14 protein-coding genes are annotated in these 16320 nt (G+C 72.9%); 3 read left to right on the forward strand and 11 right to left on the reverse strand.

Translation table 11 applies throughout. The features are described from left to right. Positions 1-128 precede the first annotated feature (128 nt). The 7 genes from HT134_RS17820 to HT134_RS17850 form a co-directional block, all read right to left on the reverse strand. Positions 129-1694 carry an FGGY-family carbohydrate kinase gene (locus HT134_RS17820; protein ID WP_175601487.1) on the reverse strand — a complete coding sequence of 522 codons (1566 nt, stop codon included), beginning with the start codon at positions 1692-1694 and terminating at the stop codon, positions 129-131. Continuing rightward, on the reverse strand, positions 1691-3337 hold the full coding sequence (locus HT134_RS17825) for a glycerol-3-phosphate dehydrogenase/oxidase (RefSeq protein ID WP_175601488.1): 1647 nt from the start codon (positions 3335-3337) through the stop codon (positions 1691-1693). Before HT134_RS17825 ends, HT134_RS17820 begins: the two co-directional genes overlap by 4 nt. A gap of 74 nt (positions 3338-3411) precedes the next feature. Continuing rightward, a complete protein-coding gene (lsrF, locus tag HT134_RS17830; protein ID WP_175601489.1) occupies positions 3412-4320 on the reverse strand; it encodes a 3-hydroxy-5-phosphonooxypentane-2,4-dione thiolase in 909 nt (302 codons plus the stop codon). After that, entirely contained in the window at positions 4313-5326 is a 1014-nt protein-coding gene (locus tag HT134_RS17835) for an ABC transporter permease (protein ID WP_175601490.1), read from the reverse strand. The genes lsrF and HT134_RS17835 overlap by 8 nt, the downstream gene beginning before the upstream one ends. Continuing rightward, positions 5323-6282 carry an ABC transporter permease gene (locus tag HT134_RS17840; protein ID WP_175601491.1) on the reverse strand — a complete coding sequence of 320 codons (960 nt, stop codon included), beginning with the start codon at positions 6280-6282 and terminating at the stop codon, positions 5323-5325. Before HT134_RS17840 ends, HT134_RS17835 begins: the two co-directional genes overlap by 4 nt. Beyond that, positions 6275-7852: a sugar ABC transporter ATP-binding protein gene (locus HT134_RS17845; protein WP_175601492.1), complete on the reverse strand. Its 1578-nt coding sequence runs from the start codon at positions 7850-7852 to the stop codon at positions 6275-6277. The genes HT134_RS17840 and HT134_RS17845 overlap by 8 nt, the downstream gene beginning before the upstream one ends. Before the next feature lie 53 nt (positions 7853-7905). Next, positions 7906-9015: an ABC transporter substrate-binding protein gene (locus tag HT134_RS17850; protein ID WP_175601493.1), complete on the reverse strand. Its 1110-nt coding sequence runs from the start codon at positions 9013-9015 to the stop codon at positions 7906-7908. Between the two features lie 212 nt (positions 9016-9227). On the opposite strand from HT134_RS17850, the gene HT134_RS17855 reads away from it, so the two are divergent. Continuing rightward, complete coding sequence (locus tag HT134_RS17855; protein ID WP_312888199.1) at positions 9228-9971, forward strand: GntR family transcriptional regulator; 744 nt, start codon at positions 9228-9230, stop codon at positions 9969-9971. On the opposite strand, the gene HT134_RS48095 is transcribed toward HT134_RS17855, so the two are convergent. Then, complete coding sequence (locus tag HT134_RS48095) at positions 9953-10594, reverse strand: LysR substrate-binding domain-containing protein (RefSeq protein WP_376768098.1); 642 nt, start codon at positions 10592-10594, stop codon at positions 9953-9955. The two genes, HT134_RS17855 and HT134_RS48095, sit on opposite strands and share 19 nt — an antisense overlap. Between HT134_RS48095 and HT134_RS17860 the strand changes: the two genes are divergently transcribed. Next, positions 10496-10891 carry a hypothetical protein gene (locus tag HT134_RS17860; RefSeq protein WP_175601494.1) on the forward strand — a complete coding sequence of 132 codons (396 nt, stop codon included), beginning with the start codon at positions 10496-10498 and terminating at the stop codon, positions 10889-10891. The genes HT134_RS48095 and HT134_RS17860 overlap by 99 nt on opposite strands. Positions 10892-11138: 247 nt before the next feature. Here HT134_RS17860 and HT134_RS17865 read toward each other — a convergent pair whose 3' ends face one another. Continuing rightward, positions 11139-11648, reverse strand: coding sequence for a P-loop NTPase family protein (locus HT134_RS17865; protein WP_175601495.1), 510 nt, complete (start codon positions 11646-11648; stop codon positions 11139-11141). Positions 11649-11854: 206 nt separating this feature from the next. Between HT134_RS17865 and HT134_RS17870 the strand changes: the two genes are divergently transcribed. Further along, positions 11855-14485 (forward strand): DUF7825 domain-containing protein, encoded by a 2631-nt coding sequence (locus tag HT134_RS17870; RefSeq protein WP_175601496.1) that lies wholly within the window; start codon positions 11855-11857, stop codon positions 14483-14485. A gap of 171 nt (positions 14486-14656) precedes the next feature. Here HT134_RS17870 and HT134_RS17875 read toward each other — a convergent pair whose 3' ends face one another. Next, positions 14657-14854, reverse strand: coding sequence for a hypothetical protein (locus tag HT134_RS17875; RefSeq protein WP_175601497.1), 198 nt, complete (start codon positions 14852-14854; stop codon positions 14657-14659). 280 nt (positions 14855-15134) lie between these two features. Continuing rightward, entirely contained in the window at positions 15135-16220 is a 1086-nt protein-coding gene (locus HT134_RS17880) for a Zn-dependent alcohol dehydrogenase (protein ID WP_175601498.1), read from the reverse strand. Between the last annotated feature and the right edge of the window lie 100 nt (positions 16221-16320).

The raw sequence follows: 16320 nt of genomic DNA on the forward strand, positions 1-16320 counted from the left end.
CGTCACCTGGCGACGACCCTCGACGAGCCGCCGCGGGTGACCGTGATCACGGCGCCTGCGTTCTCCGCGGTAGGGGTCGGCCAGGGGCCTGGGATACGAGGAGAGGGCGAAAGCCCCACCTGGCCGCGTCAGGCGCCGGCGGTCGCGGGCCTGACCGGGCCGGGGACCGGCTCGAACTCGGCGCTGCGGTACCGCTCGACCTCGGACCAGGCCGTCGACATGCCGGCCAGGCACCGGTCGAACGCCTGACCCTGCCGCACGTACGCCGCCCGGCCGGGCCCCGGCCGTACGCACAGGTCGTCGCTGTCGCTGATCGACCACGGCACGTCCGCATGGCCGAGCGCGGCGGGCAGCAGCGAGGCGACCCCGCGCGCCCCCAGCTCGCTGGTGAGCTGCCGGCGCACCGGCCGCCCGAGGACGTCGGCGAAGACCTGTGCCCACACCTCCGACCGCGCGCCCCCTCCGGCGAGCCGCCAGGGCCGGTCGCCGACGGCGGCCCCGCTGGCCAGCACCCGTTCGAGCTGCACCCGGTGGTACTGGGCGACCCCCTCGATGACCGCGCGGGTGAGGTGGCCGCGCCGGTGCAGCCCGGAGACGCCGAGGAAGGTGCCGGAGGCCGCCGGGTGTTCGGGCGCGCCGTTGACGAACGGCAGGAACAGCAGCCCGCCCGCCCCCGGGTCCACCTCGGCCGCCTCCCGCAGCAGCTCGGCCGCGGGAACGCCGCCCACCTGGCCGTGCGGCGCGCACGCCGAGGCCAGCCACTCCAGGTTGGCCGCCGACGTGGGCGCGACCTCCATGGCCAGCATCGTCCGGGAGTCGGGCATCAGCGCGCTGAGCGTGACGCCGGGAGCCGGCACCCGCGCCGGCACGACGACGCCGTTGATGGCCCAGGTGCCGACGATGATCGTCACGTCGCCCGGCTCGCGGCCGCCCGCGCCGAGCGTCGCGGCCACGCAGTCCATGCACCCGGCGATCACCGGCAGCCCCTCGGGCAGCCCGGTCAGCTCCGCCACCCGCGCGCTCAGCCCGGCCACGACCTCACCCGACTCCCGCAGCGGCGGGAACCGGTCGAGGTCGCTCGCCGGCAGCCCCACCAGCTCCAGCGCCGTCGGGGTGTAGCGGCGGGTGTCCAGGGCCACCATGCCGAACGCGCTGGCGTCGCTGTAGTCGGCGCTCGGCCTGCCGGTGAGCTGCGAGGTCACCCAGTCCTTGCAGGACAGCGCCCACCGGGTCGCCGCGTACGCCTCGGGATCGTGGTCGTGCAGCCAGCGCAGGAGCACGGCCGGCTGCGCCGCCCACGGGATGGACCCGGTCTCGGCCGCCAGGGTGCGGGCGGTCTCGGCGGGGATCGCGTCGACGAGGTGCCGGGCCCGGCTGTCGGAGGAGGCGATGGCCGGGCCGACCGGCCGCAGGTCCGCGTCGACGGGGTACAGGCCGTTGCCGTGCGCGGCCACCCCGATCCCGGCGGGGACGTACCCGCCGGCCGCCAGCTCGGCGGACAGCCGCCCGAGCAGCGCGACGACGGTGTCGGCCAGCCCCGGCATGTCGACGTCGTGCCGGTGCGCGGTCGTGGTGGTGCGCGGCGTGCGGGCGTGCACCACGCCGACCTCGCGGCCCTCCGCGTCGAACGCTGCGGCCTTCGACGCGGTCAGGCCGACGTCGACGCCGATGTAGCAGGTCGCCCGGTCCGTCACGATGTCCTCCTGTCGCCCGCCGCTGCCGCCAGGGCCCGCGGCCGGTAGCGCTCCAGCTCCTTCTCGTAGCCGATCACCTCGGCCCTGGCCCGCTCCTCGTCCCAGCCGAGATGGCGTACGGCCACGGCGGCGCAGGCGGGTGCGGCGGACAGGCCCATGTCGGCGCCGAGCCCGATGAGGGTACGTCTGAGCATGATGTCACCCAGGGTCACGGCGCCCTCATCGCGCACGGCCATGACGACCTCGGCGGCCAGCGCGCCGCTCTCCTTGTCGACGGTCTCGGCGAGGGCGGGCTCCTCGGCGGCCAGGTCGAGCACGCGGCGGGCACGCACCCCGTAGAGGGTGAGCAGCCTGGCCGAGCGCGGCCGGTCGAGCGGCGAGTGGCGGAGGAAGTCCCGGGCGAACTCCGGCCAGTCCGAGGTCTCCGCGCCGGGCAGCGGCCGTCCCCGCGTCACGCACCTTCTGGGCCGGCGGCCGAGCACCCGCAGCGCCGCGTCGGTGACGTCCTCGGCCAGCGCGCGGTGCGTGGTGAGCTTCCCGCCGATGACGGTCAGCAGGCCCTGGTACGCGGGCGCGTGGTCGAGCACGGTGTGCCCCCGGCTGATCTTGGCGTTGTCCGCCACGCCGGTGGTGTGCGGCAGCGGCCGGATCCCGGCGATGCTGTAGAGCACGTCGCCGGGGGTGAGCCGGGCGTCCGGGAAGATGCGGTTGGTCTCGGCGAGCAGGTAGCCGATCTCGTCGTCGCCCGCCGTGACGTCGTCCAGGTCGCCGTCGTAGCTGAGATCGGTGCTGCCGAGCACGTACCTGCCCTGCCAGGGCAGGACGAAGATGGGCCGCCGGTCGGCGGCCGCCTCGAAGAAGATGCAGGTGTCCGGCGCGCCGGGGAACGGGTCGACGACGACGTGGCTGCCCTTGGTGCCCCCGTTCAGCCGGCGGCTCTTTACCTGCCCGTCGAGGACGCGGTCGATCCACGGGCCGGCCGCGTTCACGGTGACGGCGGCCCGGATCTCCTCGCGCCGGCCGGTGCGGCGGTCCTCGGTGCGCAGCCCGCGGACGTGACCGTCGTCCACGATGAGGCCGGTGACCGTGGTGTGGGTGAGCACCCGCGCACCCAGCCGCCGCGCGTCGAGAAGCAGTTCGACGCAGAGCCGTTCCGCCCAGGGCACCTGCGCGTCGTGGAACAGCGCCGCCCCGCGCAGGCCCGCGCGCGACAGGCCGGGCCACCGGCGGGCCACCTCGCCCAGCGGCACGCGACGGCTCAGGCCGCGTCCCCGGCCCAGCGACAGCATGTCGAAGGCCAGCAGGCCCAGCCGGATCAGCGGGCCCGGCCGGCTGTTGCCCCGGTAGAAGGGGATCAGCATGGGATAGTCGCGCACGAGGTGCGGAGCGGTGCGAAAGAGCAGGTGCCGCTCCCGGATGGACTCGTGCACGAGGGAGAAGTCGTAGCGTTCGAGGTATTTCAGGCCGCCGTGGATCAGCCGGCTGGACGTGCTGGACGTGCCGGAGCCGATGTCGGCGCGGTCCACGACGGCGACGCGCAGCCCGCGGGCGGCGGCGTCCCGGGCGATGGCGAGCCCGTTGATACCGGCCCCGATGACGGCGAGATCGACCTCGCCGCCGGTTCCGGCGGGATGGTGAGACATGGGGAGGCTCCCGGAGGTGACGGGCGCGGGTCCGCGGCGGTCCGAACGCGCTCACGGACCCGCGCTCACGAGGGTCAGGACTCGGCGTTGCCCGTGGCGCCGGCCGCCGTCTCCTTGAACAGCTCGTACGCCTCGGCGGGCTTGAGCCCGTCGTGCACGACCCCGCGCACCGCGGCCAGCATGGCGGCGGGGGACTCGCTCTGGAAGATGTTGCGGCCCATGTCGACGCCCGCCGCCCCCTCCTGGATCGACCGGTACGCCATGGTGAGGGCGTCCAGCTCGGGCAGCTTCTTGCCGCCCGCGACGATGATCGGCACCGGGCAGCTCGCGGTGACGGTCTCGAACCCGTCCTCGACGTAGTAGGTCTTGACGACGTGCGCGCCCATCTCGGCGCTGATCCGCGTGGCCAGCCGGAAGTAGCGGGCGTCGCGGACCATGTCCTTGCCGACGGCGGTGACGCCGAGCACGGCCACGCCGTGCCGCTGGCCGGCGTCCACGAGCGCGGCCAGGTTCGCCACCGACCGGGACTCGTGCTCGCCGCCGATGAACACCTGGATGGCCAGCGCCGCGGCGTTGAGCCGGAGCGCGTCCTCGATGTCGAGGGCGATGTGCTCGTCCGACAGCTCGCGCAGGATGCTCGGGCCGCCGCTGGCGCGCAGCACGATCCCGGCGTCGGTGGTCGGCGGGATGCTGGTGCGCAGCGCGCCCCGGGTCATCATGATCGCGTCGGCGGCGGGCACGAGCGGGGCGATCCCGGTGTCGAGACGCTCCAGGCCGGCCATCGGGCCGACGAAGTAGCCGTGGTCGAACGCCAGCATGACCGTGCGCCCGGTGTCCGGCCGGAAGATGCGCGACAGGCGGTTGCGCAGGCCCCAGTCCTGTCCGTGGGCGCCCTTGACGTGGAACCCGCCGGAGAGGCCGCTCGCCGCGGGCGCGGACGTCCCGAAGTCGCGGGCGTCGATGAGACCGTCGGTGTCAGCCATCAGAGTTGTCTCCTGTGGTAGTGGTGGTGGCGGCCGCGGGACGCGGCCGCCGTCTGAGCCGGGGGGCCGTGCTTCGGGCACGGTCACCCCCGCCGGCGAGGAAGAGGACGAAGAGCACCAGGCCGCCCTTGAGCAGGTTCTGCGCCGCGGTGCTCCAGCCCACGAGGTTCACCAGGCCGTCGAGCAGGATGAAGAACAGCGCCGCCCCCCACACGCCCACCGGGACGGCGCGGCCGCCGGAGATGAGCGTGCCGCCGATGACGACGACGGCCACGGAGTCGAGCAGGTAGCGGGTGCCGAGGTCGGCGGAGGGCGCGATGTAGGTGGCGAGCAGCGCGCCGGTCAGCCCGGCCAGCGCCCCGCTCAGCAGGTACGCCGTCGCGATCACGCGGGAGACCGGGACGCCGGCCCGTTCGGCGGCGCGGCGGTTCTGCCCCACCGCGATCAGGGACCGGCCGTAGACGGTGCGGCGCAGCAGGACGACGGTCAGCCACGTCAGCGCCGCGATCGCCACGGCGAGCGCGGGCACGCCGAGGGGGCGCAGGTTGAGCAGCTCACGCAGCCCGGGATCGGGCACGGCGGTGAAGCCGCCGGCCAGGTGCAGCGTGACCGACGAGGCGACGAGCCCGGCGGCCAGTGTGGCGATGATCGGCGGGATGGCCAGGCCGAGGATCGCCACCGTGCTGACGACCGCCACCACCAGGCCGACGCCGATCCCCGCCAGCACCCCGGCGAGCGCCGAGCCGGTGCCCGCCGACACCGCGACCGAGGCGAACCCGGCCAGCGAGATGACCGGAGCCACCGACACGTCGATGTTGCCCGGCCCGGCGGTGACGACGAGCATCTGCCCGAGGCCGACGATGACCAGGTACGGAGCGAGGGACAGGGCGAGGGACAGCGTCTGGCCGCCGCCCTGGCCGGAGATGGCCAGGATGACCAGCCAGATCAGCGCCGCCGCGGCGAAGCCCCAGATCCAGGGGCGCGAACGGGTCACACGGAGGTTCATCGCAGCACCTTCCCCACGAGCACGCGACCGGCGAGCACGGCCAGCACGATGCCGCCCTGCACGGCCGACTGGAGGTCGGACCGCACGTCGAGCAGGCTGAGCACGACGCTGACCAGGCCCAGCGTCACGCCACCGACCGCCGCTCCCCACGGGACGGCGACGCCGCCGGAGAACGAGCCGCCGCCGAGGATCACGGCCGCCACCGTCATGAGCGTGTAGCTGGAGGCCGACGACACGTCGCCGCCGCCGGTCTGGGAGGCCAGGGCGAGGCCCGAGACGACGCCGAGCCCGCCCGCCGTGGCATAGGCGATGACGCGGGAGGTCAGCGGACGCAGCCCGGCCCGGCCCAGCGCGACCGGGTTACTGCCGAGGGCGCGCATCCGCACGCCGGCCGAGCCGCGCGAGGCGAGCAGGTGGACCAGCGCGGTGACCAGCAGGATGGGCAGCAGCGGCGCGGGGAACCCGGCGGGCTGCCAGGCGCCGAAGGCCGCCAGCCACTCGGGGGTGCTGCCGCCGGGCGTCGGCAGCAGGAACAGGCCCAGCCCGAGCCAGACGAACGACGCGCCCAGGGTGGCGATCAGCGACGGCACCCGGCGCAGGTGGATGAGCAGGCCGAGCAGCGCGTACGCGGCGACCAGCCCGAGCAGGACCAGGCCGCCGACGAGCGGCGACGACGACAGCTTGGTCGCCGTGACGACGGTGACCAGGCCGACGAAGGCGCCGATGCCCAGGTCGATGTCGCCCACGGCCATCAGCGTCATCTGCGCCTGCGCGGCGATGACGAGGGGCACGGTCGCCGACAGGACCAGCGTGAGGCCCTGCACGCTGAGCACGCCGGGCTGCAGCGTCGAGCAGACGCCGATCATGGCGATCAGGGCCAGCGCGCTGACGGCGGCGGGTGCGGAGTGGCGCATCCGCGCGCGTCCCGGCAGGGTGGGTGCGAGCAGCTCAGCCATGGGTCCTCCCGTGCGCGGCGCGGTCGGGGGCGCCGGACTCGCCCGGCTCCTTCGGGACGTCGGGCTCGTCCGACTCGGCGAAGGAGACGGCGATGATCCGTTCCTCGGAAATCTCCTCGCCCGCCAGCTCGGCCACGGTCCGGCCGGCGCGGAAGACGTGGACGCGGTCGCAGTGCGCCATCTCGGCGTTCTCGCTGGAGTACCAGACGATGCTGCGGCCCTTGGCCGCCTCCTCCCGGATGAGCCGGTACAGCTCGGTCTTGGTGTGCACGTCCACCCCGCGGAAGGGGTCGTCGAGCAGCACCAGCCCGGCCGTGGAGGCGAACGCGCGGGCGACGACGACCTTCTGCTGGTTGCCGCCGCTCAGCTCGGTGATGCCCGCGTCCGCGCCGCCCTTGACGGCCAGGCGCTCGACCCAGTGGCGGACGACGTCCCGCTCATCGGCGATGCGGCGCAGCCCGCGGCGGGCGATCCCGCGCATCGCGGTGACGACCAGGTTGTCGCCCACGTTCCACAGGGGCAGCAGCCCGGAACGCTGCCGGTCCCCGGGCACGTACGCCCGGGTGACGCTCACCTCGGTGTCGCGCCGGGCGGGCCGCCACAGGCGTTCCAGCACCTCCTGCTGGCCCTGCCCGGCCAGCCCGGCCAGGCCCACCACCTCGCCGGCGGCGATTCGCAGGGACACCCCGTGCAGGCCGCCGCCGCGGGCGTCGCGCAGTTCGGCCACCACCCGGGCGCCCGTACCGTCGCCGGTCGCGGCGTGCGCCGTACCGGTGCGCTCGGACGGGACGGCGACGTGCGCGCCCATCAGGGTGAGCACGTCGGGCTCGGTCATCCCGGCGGCGGCCCGGTCCGCGGTGACCGCGCCGTCGCGCAGCACCACGACGCGGTCGGCCGCCGAGAGCACCTCGCGGATGCGGTGGGAGATGAGCAGCACGGCGGTGCCGGCCTCGGCCAGCCGGCGCACGTACGCGTACAGCGTCCGGGCCGCGTCCGGGCCGAGCGACTCGGTCGGTTCGTCCAGGATCAGCAGATCGAGCCGGTCGACCAGGCAGGCACGGACGATCTCCACCATCTGGCGCTGCGCCAGCGACAGGTCCTCGACCCGGTCGCGCGGGGTCACGCCGTGCCCGGGGAACACCTCGTCGAGGCGGCGGCGTACCGACGTGCTCGCCGCCCGCCGCCACCCCAGCCGGGGCAGGCAGTGCCGGGAGGAGATCCACATGTTCTCCGCCACGGTGAGGTCCGGGCACAGCGACGTCTCCTGGTAGGCCATGCGCACCGTCCCGAAGGCCGCCGCGGAACCGGCCGGCGCCTCCTCGCCGTGCACCAGTACCGCGCCGGCGTCGCAGGACTCCAGCCCGGCGAGCACCCGCATCAGCGTGCTCTTGCCGGCGCCGTTGTGGCCGACGAGCCCGAGCACCTCGCCCGCGCGGACCTGCAGGTCCACGCCCGCCAGTGCCCGGGTGCGCCCGTACGCCTTGGTCACCCCCCTGGCGGTGACGACGGGCGGCCGGGCGGCCCGGTCCCGTTCGGTCCCCGGCGGCGCGGGGAGGTTGTCCACGTGCATGCCCCGGTCTCCTCCGTGCTGTGCTCGCTTGTGGTGCGGTTTCGGCGGGCCGGTCAGCCGGCCGCGGACGGGATCGGCGGCCGGACGGGCTCGCCCCCGCTCTTGACGGCCTCCACCTGCTGCCGGAACAGCTCGCGGGTCCACGGCCATGCGGCGTACTCGTCGGGCTTGAGCGCGCCGGCCCAGGCGTCGAGGTCCTTCTGCTCCACCAGGACGATCGGGAAGGTCAGCTGCTTGGGCACGTCCCGGCCGTCGAGCAGGTCCAGTGCCTCCCACAGGGCGGCGACCGACTGGCCCGGGTCGGACATGACCGCGACGGAGCCGTTGTCGATCTTCTTTTCCTTCCAGTAGTTCAGCGCGCGGCCGTTGGTCTCGAACGTGACCGCGGGCGCCGGCTTGCCCGCGGTGGCGAACGCCTGGGCGACGCCGTGGCCGTCTCCGCAGCCGATGACGCCGTCCACCTTCGGCACGCTGGACAGCACGCCGAGCACCGCCTTCTGCGCGGTGGCGCCGTCGCACATGCCCGTCACGGTGGCGACGGTCTTCACGTCGGGGTGCTCGGCGAGGATCTTCTTGGTCGTCTCGTACATCTCGGCCTCGGGCTGGGAGCCGACGACACCGCGGCTGACGATGACGGAGCCCTTGCCGCCGATGCCGTCCAGCAGCGGCTTGGCGGCCTGCGTGGCCCAGTCGGTGAAGCTGTTCTGCAGCACGTGGGCGCACGGCGCGTCGATGGCGGAGTCGAAGACGACGACCTTGACGCCGGCGGTGCACGCCTGCTGGATCACCGGCTTGAGCGCGGTGGGCGACGAGGGATCGATGAGCAGGGCGTCCGGCTTCTGCAGCAGCAGGCTCTTGATCTGCGCGACCTGCTCGGTGGCCGAGTTCTCGCCCGGCGCGTTGACGACCTTGTACTTGTCGATGAGGCCGTCCTTCCGCGCCTGCTCGGCGGCGGCCTCGAACTTGGCGATCATCGTCTGCCGCCAGCCGTTGCCGATGAAGCCGTTGCTCAACGCGATGAACGGCTTGCCGCCGCCGGCGGCGGCCGTCCCGGCGGCGGAGTCGCTGCCGCCGGTGGACCCGCACCCGGCGGTCAGGACGGCCAGGGTGGCGAGCGCCGCCGGGGCGGCGCGCCAGGATCGGCGTGATGGGCGCATGTGCATGGTGTCTCCCGTGAGGGCAGGTCGCGAGTCGGGGGGTGGTGGCGTGAGCGAACGCCTCGATTGCGAGGACCTGTCATTACAGGCCTGTAGTGACAAGGAACCTAAGCGGGCGTTACGGTCATGTCAATAGGGTGAACTAGCGGCTTTTCTGGCAAGCTTGTCGTGACAGGTGATGGTCATGGCATGCTGTGCGGTGCCGACAAGGAGGTTCAGTGACGTTGACCTACCCGCCTCTCGACCGCGAAGGGGCGGAGCCGCTGTGGATGCAGCTCATGCGGGCGTTGCGCGCGGAGATCGAGAGCGGCGTCCGGTTGCCGGACCAGCCGTTGCCGTCGGAAGCCGAGCTGAGCGACCTGTTCGGGGTGTCCCGCACGGTCGTCAGGGAGGCGCTGCGCGAGCTCGTGCAGGAGCGGCTCATCTACAAGGTCAAGGGGAGGGGGGCCTTCGTCGCACCGCGCAAGACGGAGCTGCGGTTCATCGGCTCGATGTCCGGCTCGGCCGACGACCTGCGCGAGTCGGGCCGCCGGGTGACCACCCAGGCGATCAGCCAGACGCTGGGTGAGGCGGACGAGCGTGAGGCGGCCCTGCTCCGGATCCCGGCCGGAGAGCAGGTCGTGCGCCTGCGCAGGCTGCGCCGCGTCGACGGCCAGCCGTGGCTGCTCGTCGTCACCGCGCTGCCCGCGCGGCTGGTCCCGGGGCTCGAACGCGCGATCCTGGAGAACCAGTCGCTGTACGACGTGCTACGGCGGCGCTACGGCCTCGAACCCGCGGCGGCGGACCGCTGGATCGAGGCGGTCTTCCCCGACGCCGAGGAGGCGGCGCTGCTGGAGGTGTCGACCTCGACGCCGCTGCTTGGCATCGAGTCGGTCGCGTGGACGAAGGACCACATCAGGTTCGAGGCCTACTACGCGTTGCACCGCAGCGACCAGACCCGGTTCTACGTGGGCATCCGCTGACCGGCCGGGCCGCCCGGAAGAGGGCGGCCCACCGTCCCCAGGCACCGCTTGATGCGCCGATTCGGGTTCACCCGCAATGGTCCCCACTCGGGGCCATGCGACCAACCCCAAGGTAACTCGCTGTAAGTGCGGCTCTCTCCGAACGGGGGTGGGCCGTCCGTCGGATACGTCCCCGGAGTGCTTGCGATCCTCGTCCCCGGCTCTTGACCCGGTCCTGCCTGGCCGCTGCCGCACACCTCGGCGACGAGGCGCTGGGCCGTCTGCTGGAAGGCCGCTACTCGTCCGCTGTGTCCGTCACGTCCGCTGCGGCGCTGCGGAGTTGCCCACGAGCCCGGCCCGTGGCAGGCGGGCCTCGCCGGTCCGGGTGTAGGCCGCCACCGTGCGGTCGAGGCGTTCCGCCAGCGGGTGCAGCTCAGCACGGAGAAGTCGTTGGCAGTCACGATCGTGCGGGGCACGAAACCGGCCGCGCCACAGGCCCGGCGGGTTATCTCGTGGCAGGAGGTCTCGGCGCCTGGCATCAGCCAGTGCTCGTGTGCGAAGTCGGCCAGATGGACCGGCTGCCCGGGGCTCAGCCCGCGGCTGGAGGCCAGGGCGGCGCCCAGCGCGGCCGGAACACCGCACACGACCTGGCCGTCGCCTGTGACACCAGCAAGCCGGATCTGCGACGGAGGCCGAAGCCGAAGCGGGCGGCGAGTCACCAGCTCGAACACGCCGCCACATACGGCGGAACCAGCCTCGCCCCGCACGACCTCAAGGAGCAGCTCAACACCCTCACCGCCCTTACGGACCGCGATGAGTTGCTCCTCCGCGACTACCACGACGCGATCGCCAGCGGGGATGACATCCAAGCAGCGGTCACACTGGTGCGCATCCAGTACGCCGCCGCCACACAGTTCTGCGACCGTGGAGGGAAGCGTTAGCTGTGAGGTGCGGACCGTCGCGGTTCGCCGGCTTCATGGCCGCGCTCGGCCTGCTCGATCGCCCTAACCACATGCTGCATGAGGGCGAGCCGTGCACTGGGCAGCATCTCACCACGCGTGCACACCTTCACATTCTCCAAGCCGGCGCTCTCGTGCAAGCGCACCAGCTCCACGAATGCGGCTCGTTCGGCCTCATCCTGAGTCCAGGCGGGCAAGGCCGCGGCATCGCGACGGGACGGGGATCGGATCATGTTGCCTCGGGAAGCCCGGCCAGGAAGCGGCGGGCGGCTCGACGGCTGGTCAAAGTGATGACGCGGGCGCGGGGAGCGTGTTCTTCGATGAGAGCGCGGATCTCAGGGCGCATCCTGCGCCGGTAGCCCAGGACGTAGCGGATGAAGCCCCAGTGGATGCGGTCGTACACGCCGTGGGCGGCGTGCTGGCCGCCGTGGTAGCGCAGGCGGCGTTGGAGGATGCCCCACAGGCACACGAGCGGTGGGATGTCGATGAAGATCACAGTGTCGGCGTGCGCCAGCCGGATGTGCAGGGTGGAGGCGTAGTTACCATCGATCACCCATTGGGGCCTGGCGACGAGCTTCTCCTGAAGGGCGGCGAACTCCTCCGCCGCCAGCGGATTCCAGCCGGCGTCGTAGTAGACGGCGTCGAGATGGGTCACGGGGGCGCCGATGAGAGCGGCGAGTTGGCGTCCCACGGTGGTCTTGCCGCTGCCGCCGCAGCCGATGATGGCGATCCTGCGCATGTCGTACGAGACTACCGAGCGGGACACCCGCTGAAGGGTCGCCGCCACGGTGGCCCGAGACGAGCAGCCGAAGGTCGTGCTGCCCCGTGGCCTCGACCATCGGGCTCGAGCAAGACAGAGGTTCGGTCGGCCTCCCACGCCCGATTGTCGGTGCGGATCCCTAGGCTGCGGCCCATGATCGACATCGTGCTACGCGAGGCATCCGCATGAACGTCGTCCAGGAGGTGCTCGGCCGCATTGAGGCAGGATCGGTCGCGGACCTCGCCACCTACCTGAACGGTCTCGGCGACGACGACAAGCGCATGGTCGCCCGGCACCTGCCCACGCATCTCGGCGAACGCCGGCGTTCCGGGTTCGAGGCCGAACGGCGGGTACGCGAGCTGGCCCTGTCCTACCGTCTGGCCGGCGCGGCCTGCCTGGGCGGGGCCGGGCAGGTAGCGGACTGGCTCAACCGGCGTGAACTGCTCTGGGTGGAGCCGGAGGCCAACGCCGCACACGTCATGTCCGTACTGAGCGACCGGCCGCAGGAGTGGCGCCGCGACCTGGCCGTACGCCTGGTGCAGCGGCTGCGGCCGACCACCGGTTCGACGTGGCGGCGCATACAGGCGCTCGGCAACTGGGATCTGGCCGCGGCACTGGTGATCGAGACGGGCACGGAGCCGCCGGAGAACGACGCGTTCGTGTCCGGCTGGGTATTGCGCAACGCCGAGCGGCAGCGGTTGCACCGCAACCTCGTGCTTGCCGACGATCGGCTGCTCGATCACATGCTGCCACGCCTGTTCCAGGCCCAAGGCGTGGCGGGCGGGCTCACTTGGGACCGGGAGTGGGGAGAGGGCCGCACCATCCTCGGGCAGCTCGTCGCGATGGCCGCGACCGGCCGTGTGCCGCGTCAGGTGCTGCTCGACGGCTGCGTGAGCCGGTTCCTGGCTGGGGCTGACGCGGCCGAGGCGGCCCCCTTCATCACGCTGTGGCGGGAGCTGGAGCCAGAGGTGGCCGAGATCCCGGTGGCGGACTTCGCCCGGATGTTGCCCTCGGCGTCCTCGCCCGTCGTGCAGCTCGCGCTGGAGGAACTGCACCGAGCAGAGTCGAGGCTCGACGGGGAGCTGTTCGCCGAGGCGGTCCAGGCGCTGGCATACCGTCCGGAGAAGAAGTACATGGCGGCCGCGGTGAAGTGGATCGCCGCCGCGTCGCCGTCCAGGGGTGCCCTCGCGGTGGCCGCGCTCGCGCCCGTCTTCCATGTGGACACGCCCAGCCTGCGTGAACGTGCGGTGCGTGTCGCGGTCAAGCTCGCCCCCCACGCCGCTGCCCCGGACAGGGAGGCGATCCGTGAGGCGGCCGCCTGGCTGCCCGCCGACCTGCGCGAACGGGTCGCCGCCGCTTTCGGCGCAGTGGAGGAGATCCAGCCAGAGCGCCTGGGCGCCGCCCCGCTCACCGCGACGCCGCTGCCCGCCCTGGCCCCACCCATCACCTCGGTCGAGGAGCTGGCCGCCGAGCTGGCCACACCGCTCTGGCCGGAGGTGCCCGCGCAGTTCGAGCGCATCCTCGCCGCTCTGGTCAGGCTCACTCATCTGGACCGCGGCGCCGTCGTGACGGGGTTGCAGTCCTGGTGGCAGACGAACTGGCAGCATCCGTTCGACGCGCACCCGTACGTGTACGGCATCTCCGGCTTCGACGAGGACATCCGTTCCCTGCTGATGCGTTGCGTGCTGGCCGTCGTCTCGCCCGACGACAGCCGCGCGCTGACCGCGGCGCTGAACGAGAGCAGCCGCCGCTGGCCCAGCTCCGAGCCCGCCCCACAGCGATTCGTCCAGCGGCGGTTCCGCGAGGTCATGTCCCTGTTCGAACGGGGCGAGTCGGTCCCCGTGCTGCTGGCCACACCGACCTCGCCCACTGGGCACGTCGACGCCGCGACCCTGCTCACGCGCATGGAGGAGCTGGGCGGCACCGAGCCGCTGGAGTGCGATTTCCTGCAGGCGCTGCTCCGGTTGCCGCGCCACATCGACCCCGCGCTGGTGGCACGGGCGGAGAAACTGCCGTCACAGGCGGGCCGGCGGCTGACTGCGTGCCTGCGCGACGGCGGGTTGCCCGAGCCCGTCGTGACATGGGAGCTTCTGGCATTCGACCGCCCGGCGCACTACCCGCAGTCGCTGCAGGAGGCCCATGCCGGCCTCGCACCGCCCGAGGGGGTCTCTGAGCAGCTCGCCGAACTGTGGACCCTGCACCCCAAGCCGGGCTATCCCCCGTTCTCCCGGCACATGGTGTGGTGGCCGTCCGTCATGCCGTCCCATCGTGAGGCCGTCGCGGCCCACGTCCTGGCGTGCCTGCCGTGGATCATGGACAGTACTGACGGCCAGGTCGGGGCCGTGGCCGCCCTGGCGCATGGCGACGGCCCCGCGGGCATCGCGACCGCCGGCGCGATCGTCATCGGCATGGGGCATCAGCACTCCGCCCAGCGGGCGTACGCCGCCGACGCGATCATCACCCTTGCTGCGCACGGTGAGCTGCCGGCGGCCGACCTCGGCCGGGCCCTTGGGCACATGATCAGAGGCGAGCAGGTCAAGCTCAATCGGGTCACCGGCGTACTGGACGAGGTCACGTCGGCCGGGGCGCACGCCGAGGTGTGGGCCGCCCTGGCGGAGGCGATCCCGCTGCTACTGCCCGGGCCCGGCGAGAAGGCCAGGGCTGGGCTGGGCGAGCTGCTCAAGGTCGCCGTGCGAGCAGCGGAGCTGAGCGAGGCGCGGGGCGACACGCCGAGGCTGGCGGAGCTGGCTGCGCGCAAGGGCTCAAGCCAGCTACTCCACCAGGCCCGGCGCCTGTACGAGGTGATCGCAAGATGATCATCTCAGTCGAAGCGGGGCAGGTCAGCGAGGGGGACATGCCTGCGGCCGGGCACCGGAATCGCGTGGTGCCGCTGGCCGGGTGTTCACGAATAGGGCTGCCTGGGGCACAGGAGGGGTTGAGAATGATCGCTTCCCGCGTACACAGCCCGGGCGCTGACCCTCCAGGGGTCAGCGGGTCGCGTCGGGCATGCGGACCGTCATGCAGGGGTGCGGCCGCTCCAGCCACTCGCCGGTCAGCCGTGCCCCGGTGCCGTGGTCGATGACGGCCAGACAGGCGGCCCTCCAGCCGTAGTCGGCGCGGTCATCGAGGTCGTCCTCATCCTCGTCGAGGTCCTCGGACGCGGGCGCGGCGAAGAAATCCGTCATCGCCTGCAGCTCGGGCCATCGAGTCAGGCCGGCATGGTGTTCCTGCCGCCCGGGGAAGGGGTACCGGTAGTAATCGCGGAAAAGGGCCCGGCCCACGGCCGAGGAGCTGGACGCCCACTGCCGGCGTCGCCTGTCCGGCTACAAGGTGCCGAGGACGTACGCGTTCGTGGAGCGGATGACGCGATCACCCGCCGGAAAGGCCGACTACCGCTGGGCGAGGGAGACCGCGCAAGCTGGCGAGCCGCGGGGCGGGGACGGCCCCGCCCCGCGAAGGGCCGGGTCAGTCGAAGAGCACCACCTGGCGGATCACGTCCCCGCCCTTGTCCAGGGCCAGCACGGCGTCCGGCAGGTCCTCGAAGCGGATGCGGCGGGTGATGAGGCTCTCCAGGTCCAGCCGGCCGGCCCGCCACAGGTCGACGAACCGCCTGGCGTCGCGGCGCAGGTCGGAGCAGCCGTAGATGGAGCTCAGGATGTTCTTGCCGTCGAACAGCAGCGAGAAGGCGTCGAGCTCGACCTGGTCGTCCGCGGCGCCCGCGCCCACGACCACCACGTCGCCGCCGCGCCTGGCGGCCTGCCAGGCGGCCTTGACGGTGCTCGACCGGCCGACGGCCTCGAAGGCGTGGTCGAAGCCGCGCCCGCCGGTGAGCAGGCCCTTGACCGCCTCCATCTGCTCCGGCGTGGTCGCGTGGGTGGCGCCGAAGCGCTTGGCGGCCTCGTGCTTGGCCTCGACCGGGTCCACGGCCAGGATGGTCGCCGCGCCGGCCAGCCGCGCCCCCTGGATGACCGACAGCCCGATGCCGCCCGCGCCGATGACCACGACGGAGGCGCCCTCCTCGACCCGGGCCGTGTTGATGACCGCGCCGACGCCGGTGGCGACCGCGCAGCTCAGCAGCGCGGCCAGCTCGAACGGCACGTCCGGGTCGATCTTGACGGCGGCCTGTGCGGGGACGACGAGCTCCTCGGCCCAGGCGCCCAGGCCGCCGAAGCCGAAGCACGGGGAGCCGTCGCCGAGGCGGAAGCGCGGCTTGGTGAAGCCCTCCAGGACGTAGGTGATGCACAGGTACGGCTGGCCGCCCAGGCAGTCGGCGCACGAGCCGCACGGCGGGATGAACGACAGGATCACGTGGTCGCCCGGCGCGAGCCCGCTCACCTGGGAGCCCGCCTCGACGACCTCGCCGGCCGCCTCGTGGCCGAGCACCGCGGGCAGCGAGGCGGGCAGCACGCCCTTGAGCGCCGACACGTCGGAGTGGCAGACGCCGGTCGCCCGGACGCGGACCCTGACCTCGCCCGGGTCGGGCCCGGCGACGGTGACGTCGTCGCGCAGGTCGATGGCGGCACCGGGCTCGTGCACTAATGCGGCGCGCATGGGCTGTTCCTTCCCGGACGGGATTCCGGCTGCTCTTGATAGAACCTGTTTCAGGTGGATGTTATTGTCGCTCGGTAGCCATATTTCAAGCAAGCGTTTG

Source organism: Nonomuraea rhodomycinica (genome assembly GCF_013363995.1).
GTDB lineage: Bacteria > Actinomycetota > Actinomycetes > Streptosporangiales > Streptosporangiaceae > Nonomuraea > Nonomuraea rhodomycinica.

Coding starts and splice junctions, on each gene's coding strand:
- HT134_RS17825 (WP_175601488.1), bottom strand. CDS start 3,337: ATGTCTCACCATCCCGCCGGAACCGGCGGCGAGGTCGATCTCGCCGTC.
- lsrF (WP_175601489.1), bottom strand. CDS start 4,320: ATGGCTGACACCGACGGTCTCATCGACGCCCGCGACTTCGGGACGTCC.
- HT134_RS17835 (WP_175601490.1), bottom strand. CDS start 5,326: ATGAACCTCCGTGTGACCCGTTCGCGCCCCTGGATCTGGGGCTTCGCC.
- HT134_RS17840 (WP_175601491.1), bottom strand. CDS start 6,282: ATGGCTGAGCTGCTCGCACCCACCCTGCCGGGACGCGCGCGGATGCGC.
- HT134_RS17845 (WP_175601492.1), bottom strand. CDS start 7,852: ATGCACGTGGACAACCTCCCCGCGCCGCCGGGGACCGAACGGGACCGG.
- HT134_RS17850 (WP_175601493.1), bottom strand. CDS start 9,015: ATGCACATGCGCCCATCACGCCGATCCTGGCGCGCCGCCCCGGCGGCG.
- HT134_RS17865 (WP_175601495.1), bottom strand. CDS start 11,648: ATGCGCAGGATCGCCATCATCGGCTGCGGCGGCAGCGGCAAGACCACC.
- HT134_RS17870 (WP_175601496.1), top strand. CDS start 11,855: ATGAACGTCGTCCAGGAGGTGCTCGGCCGCATTGAGGCAGGATCGGTC.
- HT134_RS17875 (WP_175601497.1), bottom strand. CDS start 14,854: ATGACGGATTTCTTCGCCGCGCCCGCGTCCGAGGACCTCGACGAGGAT.
- HT134_RS17880 (WP_175601498.1), bottom strand. CDS start 16,220: ATGCGCGCCGCATTAGTGCACGAGCCCGGTGCCGCCATCGACCTGCGC.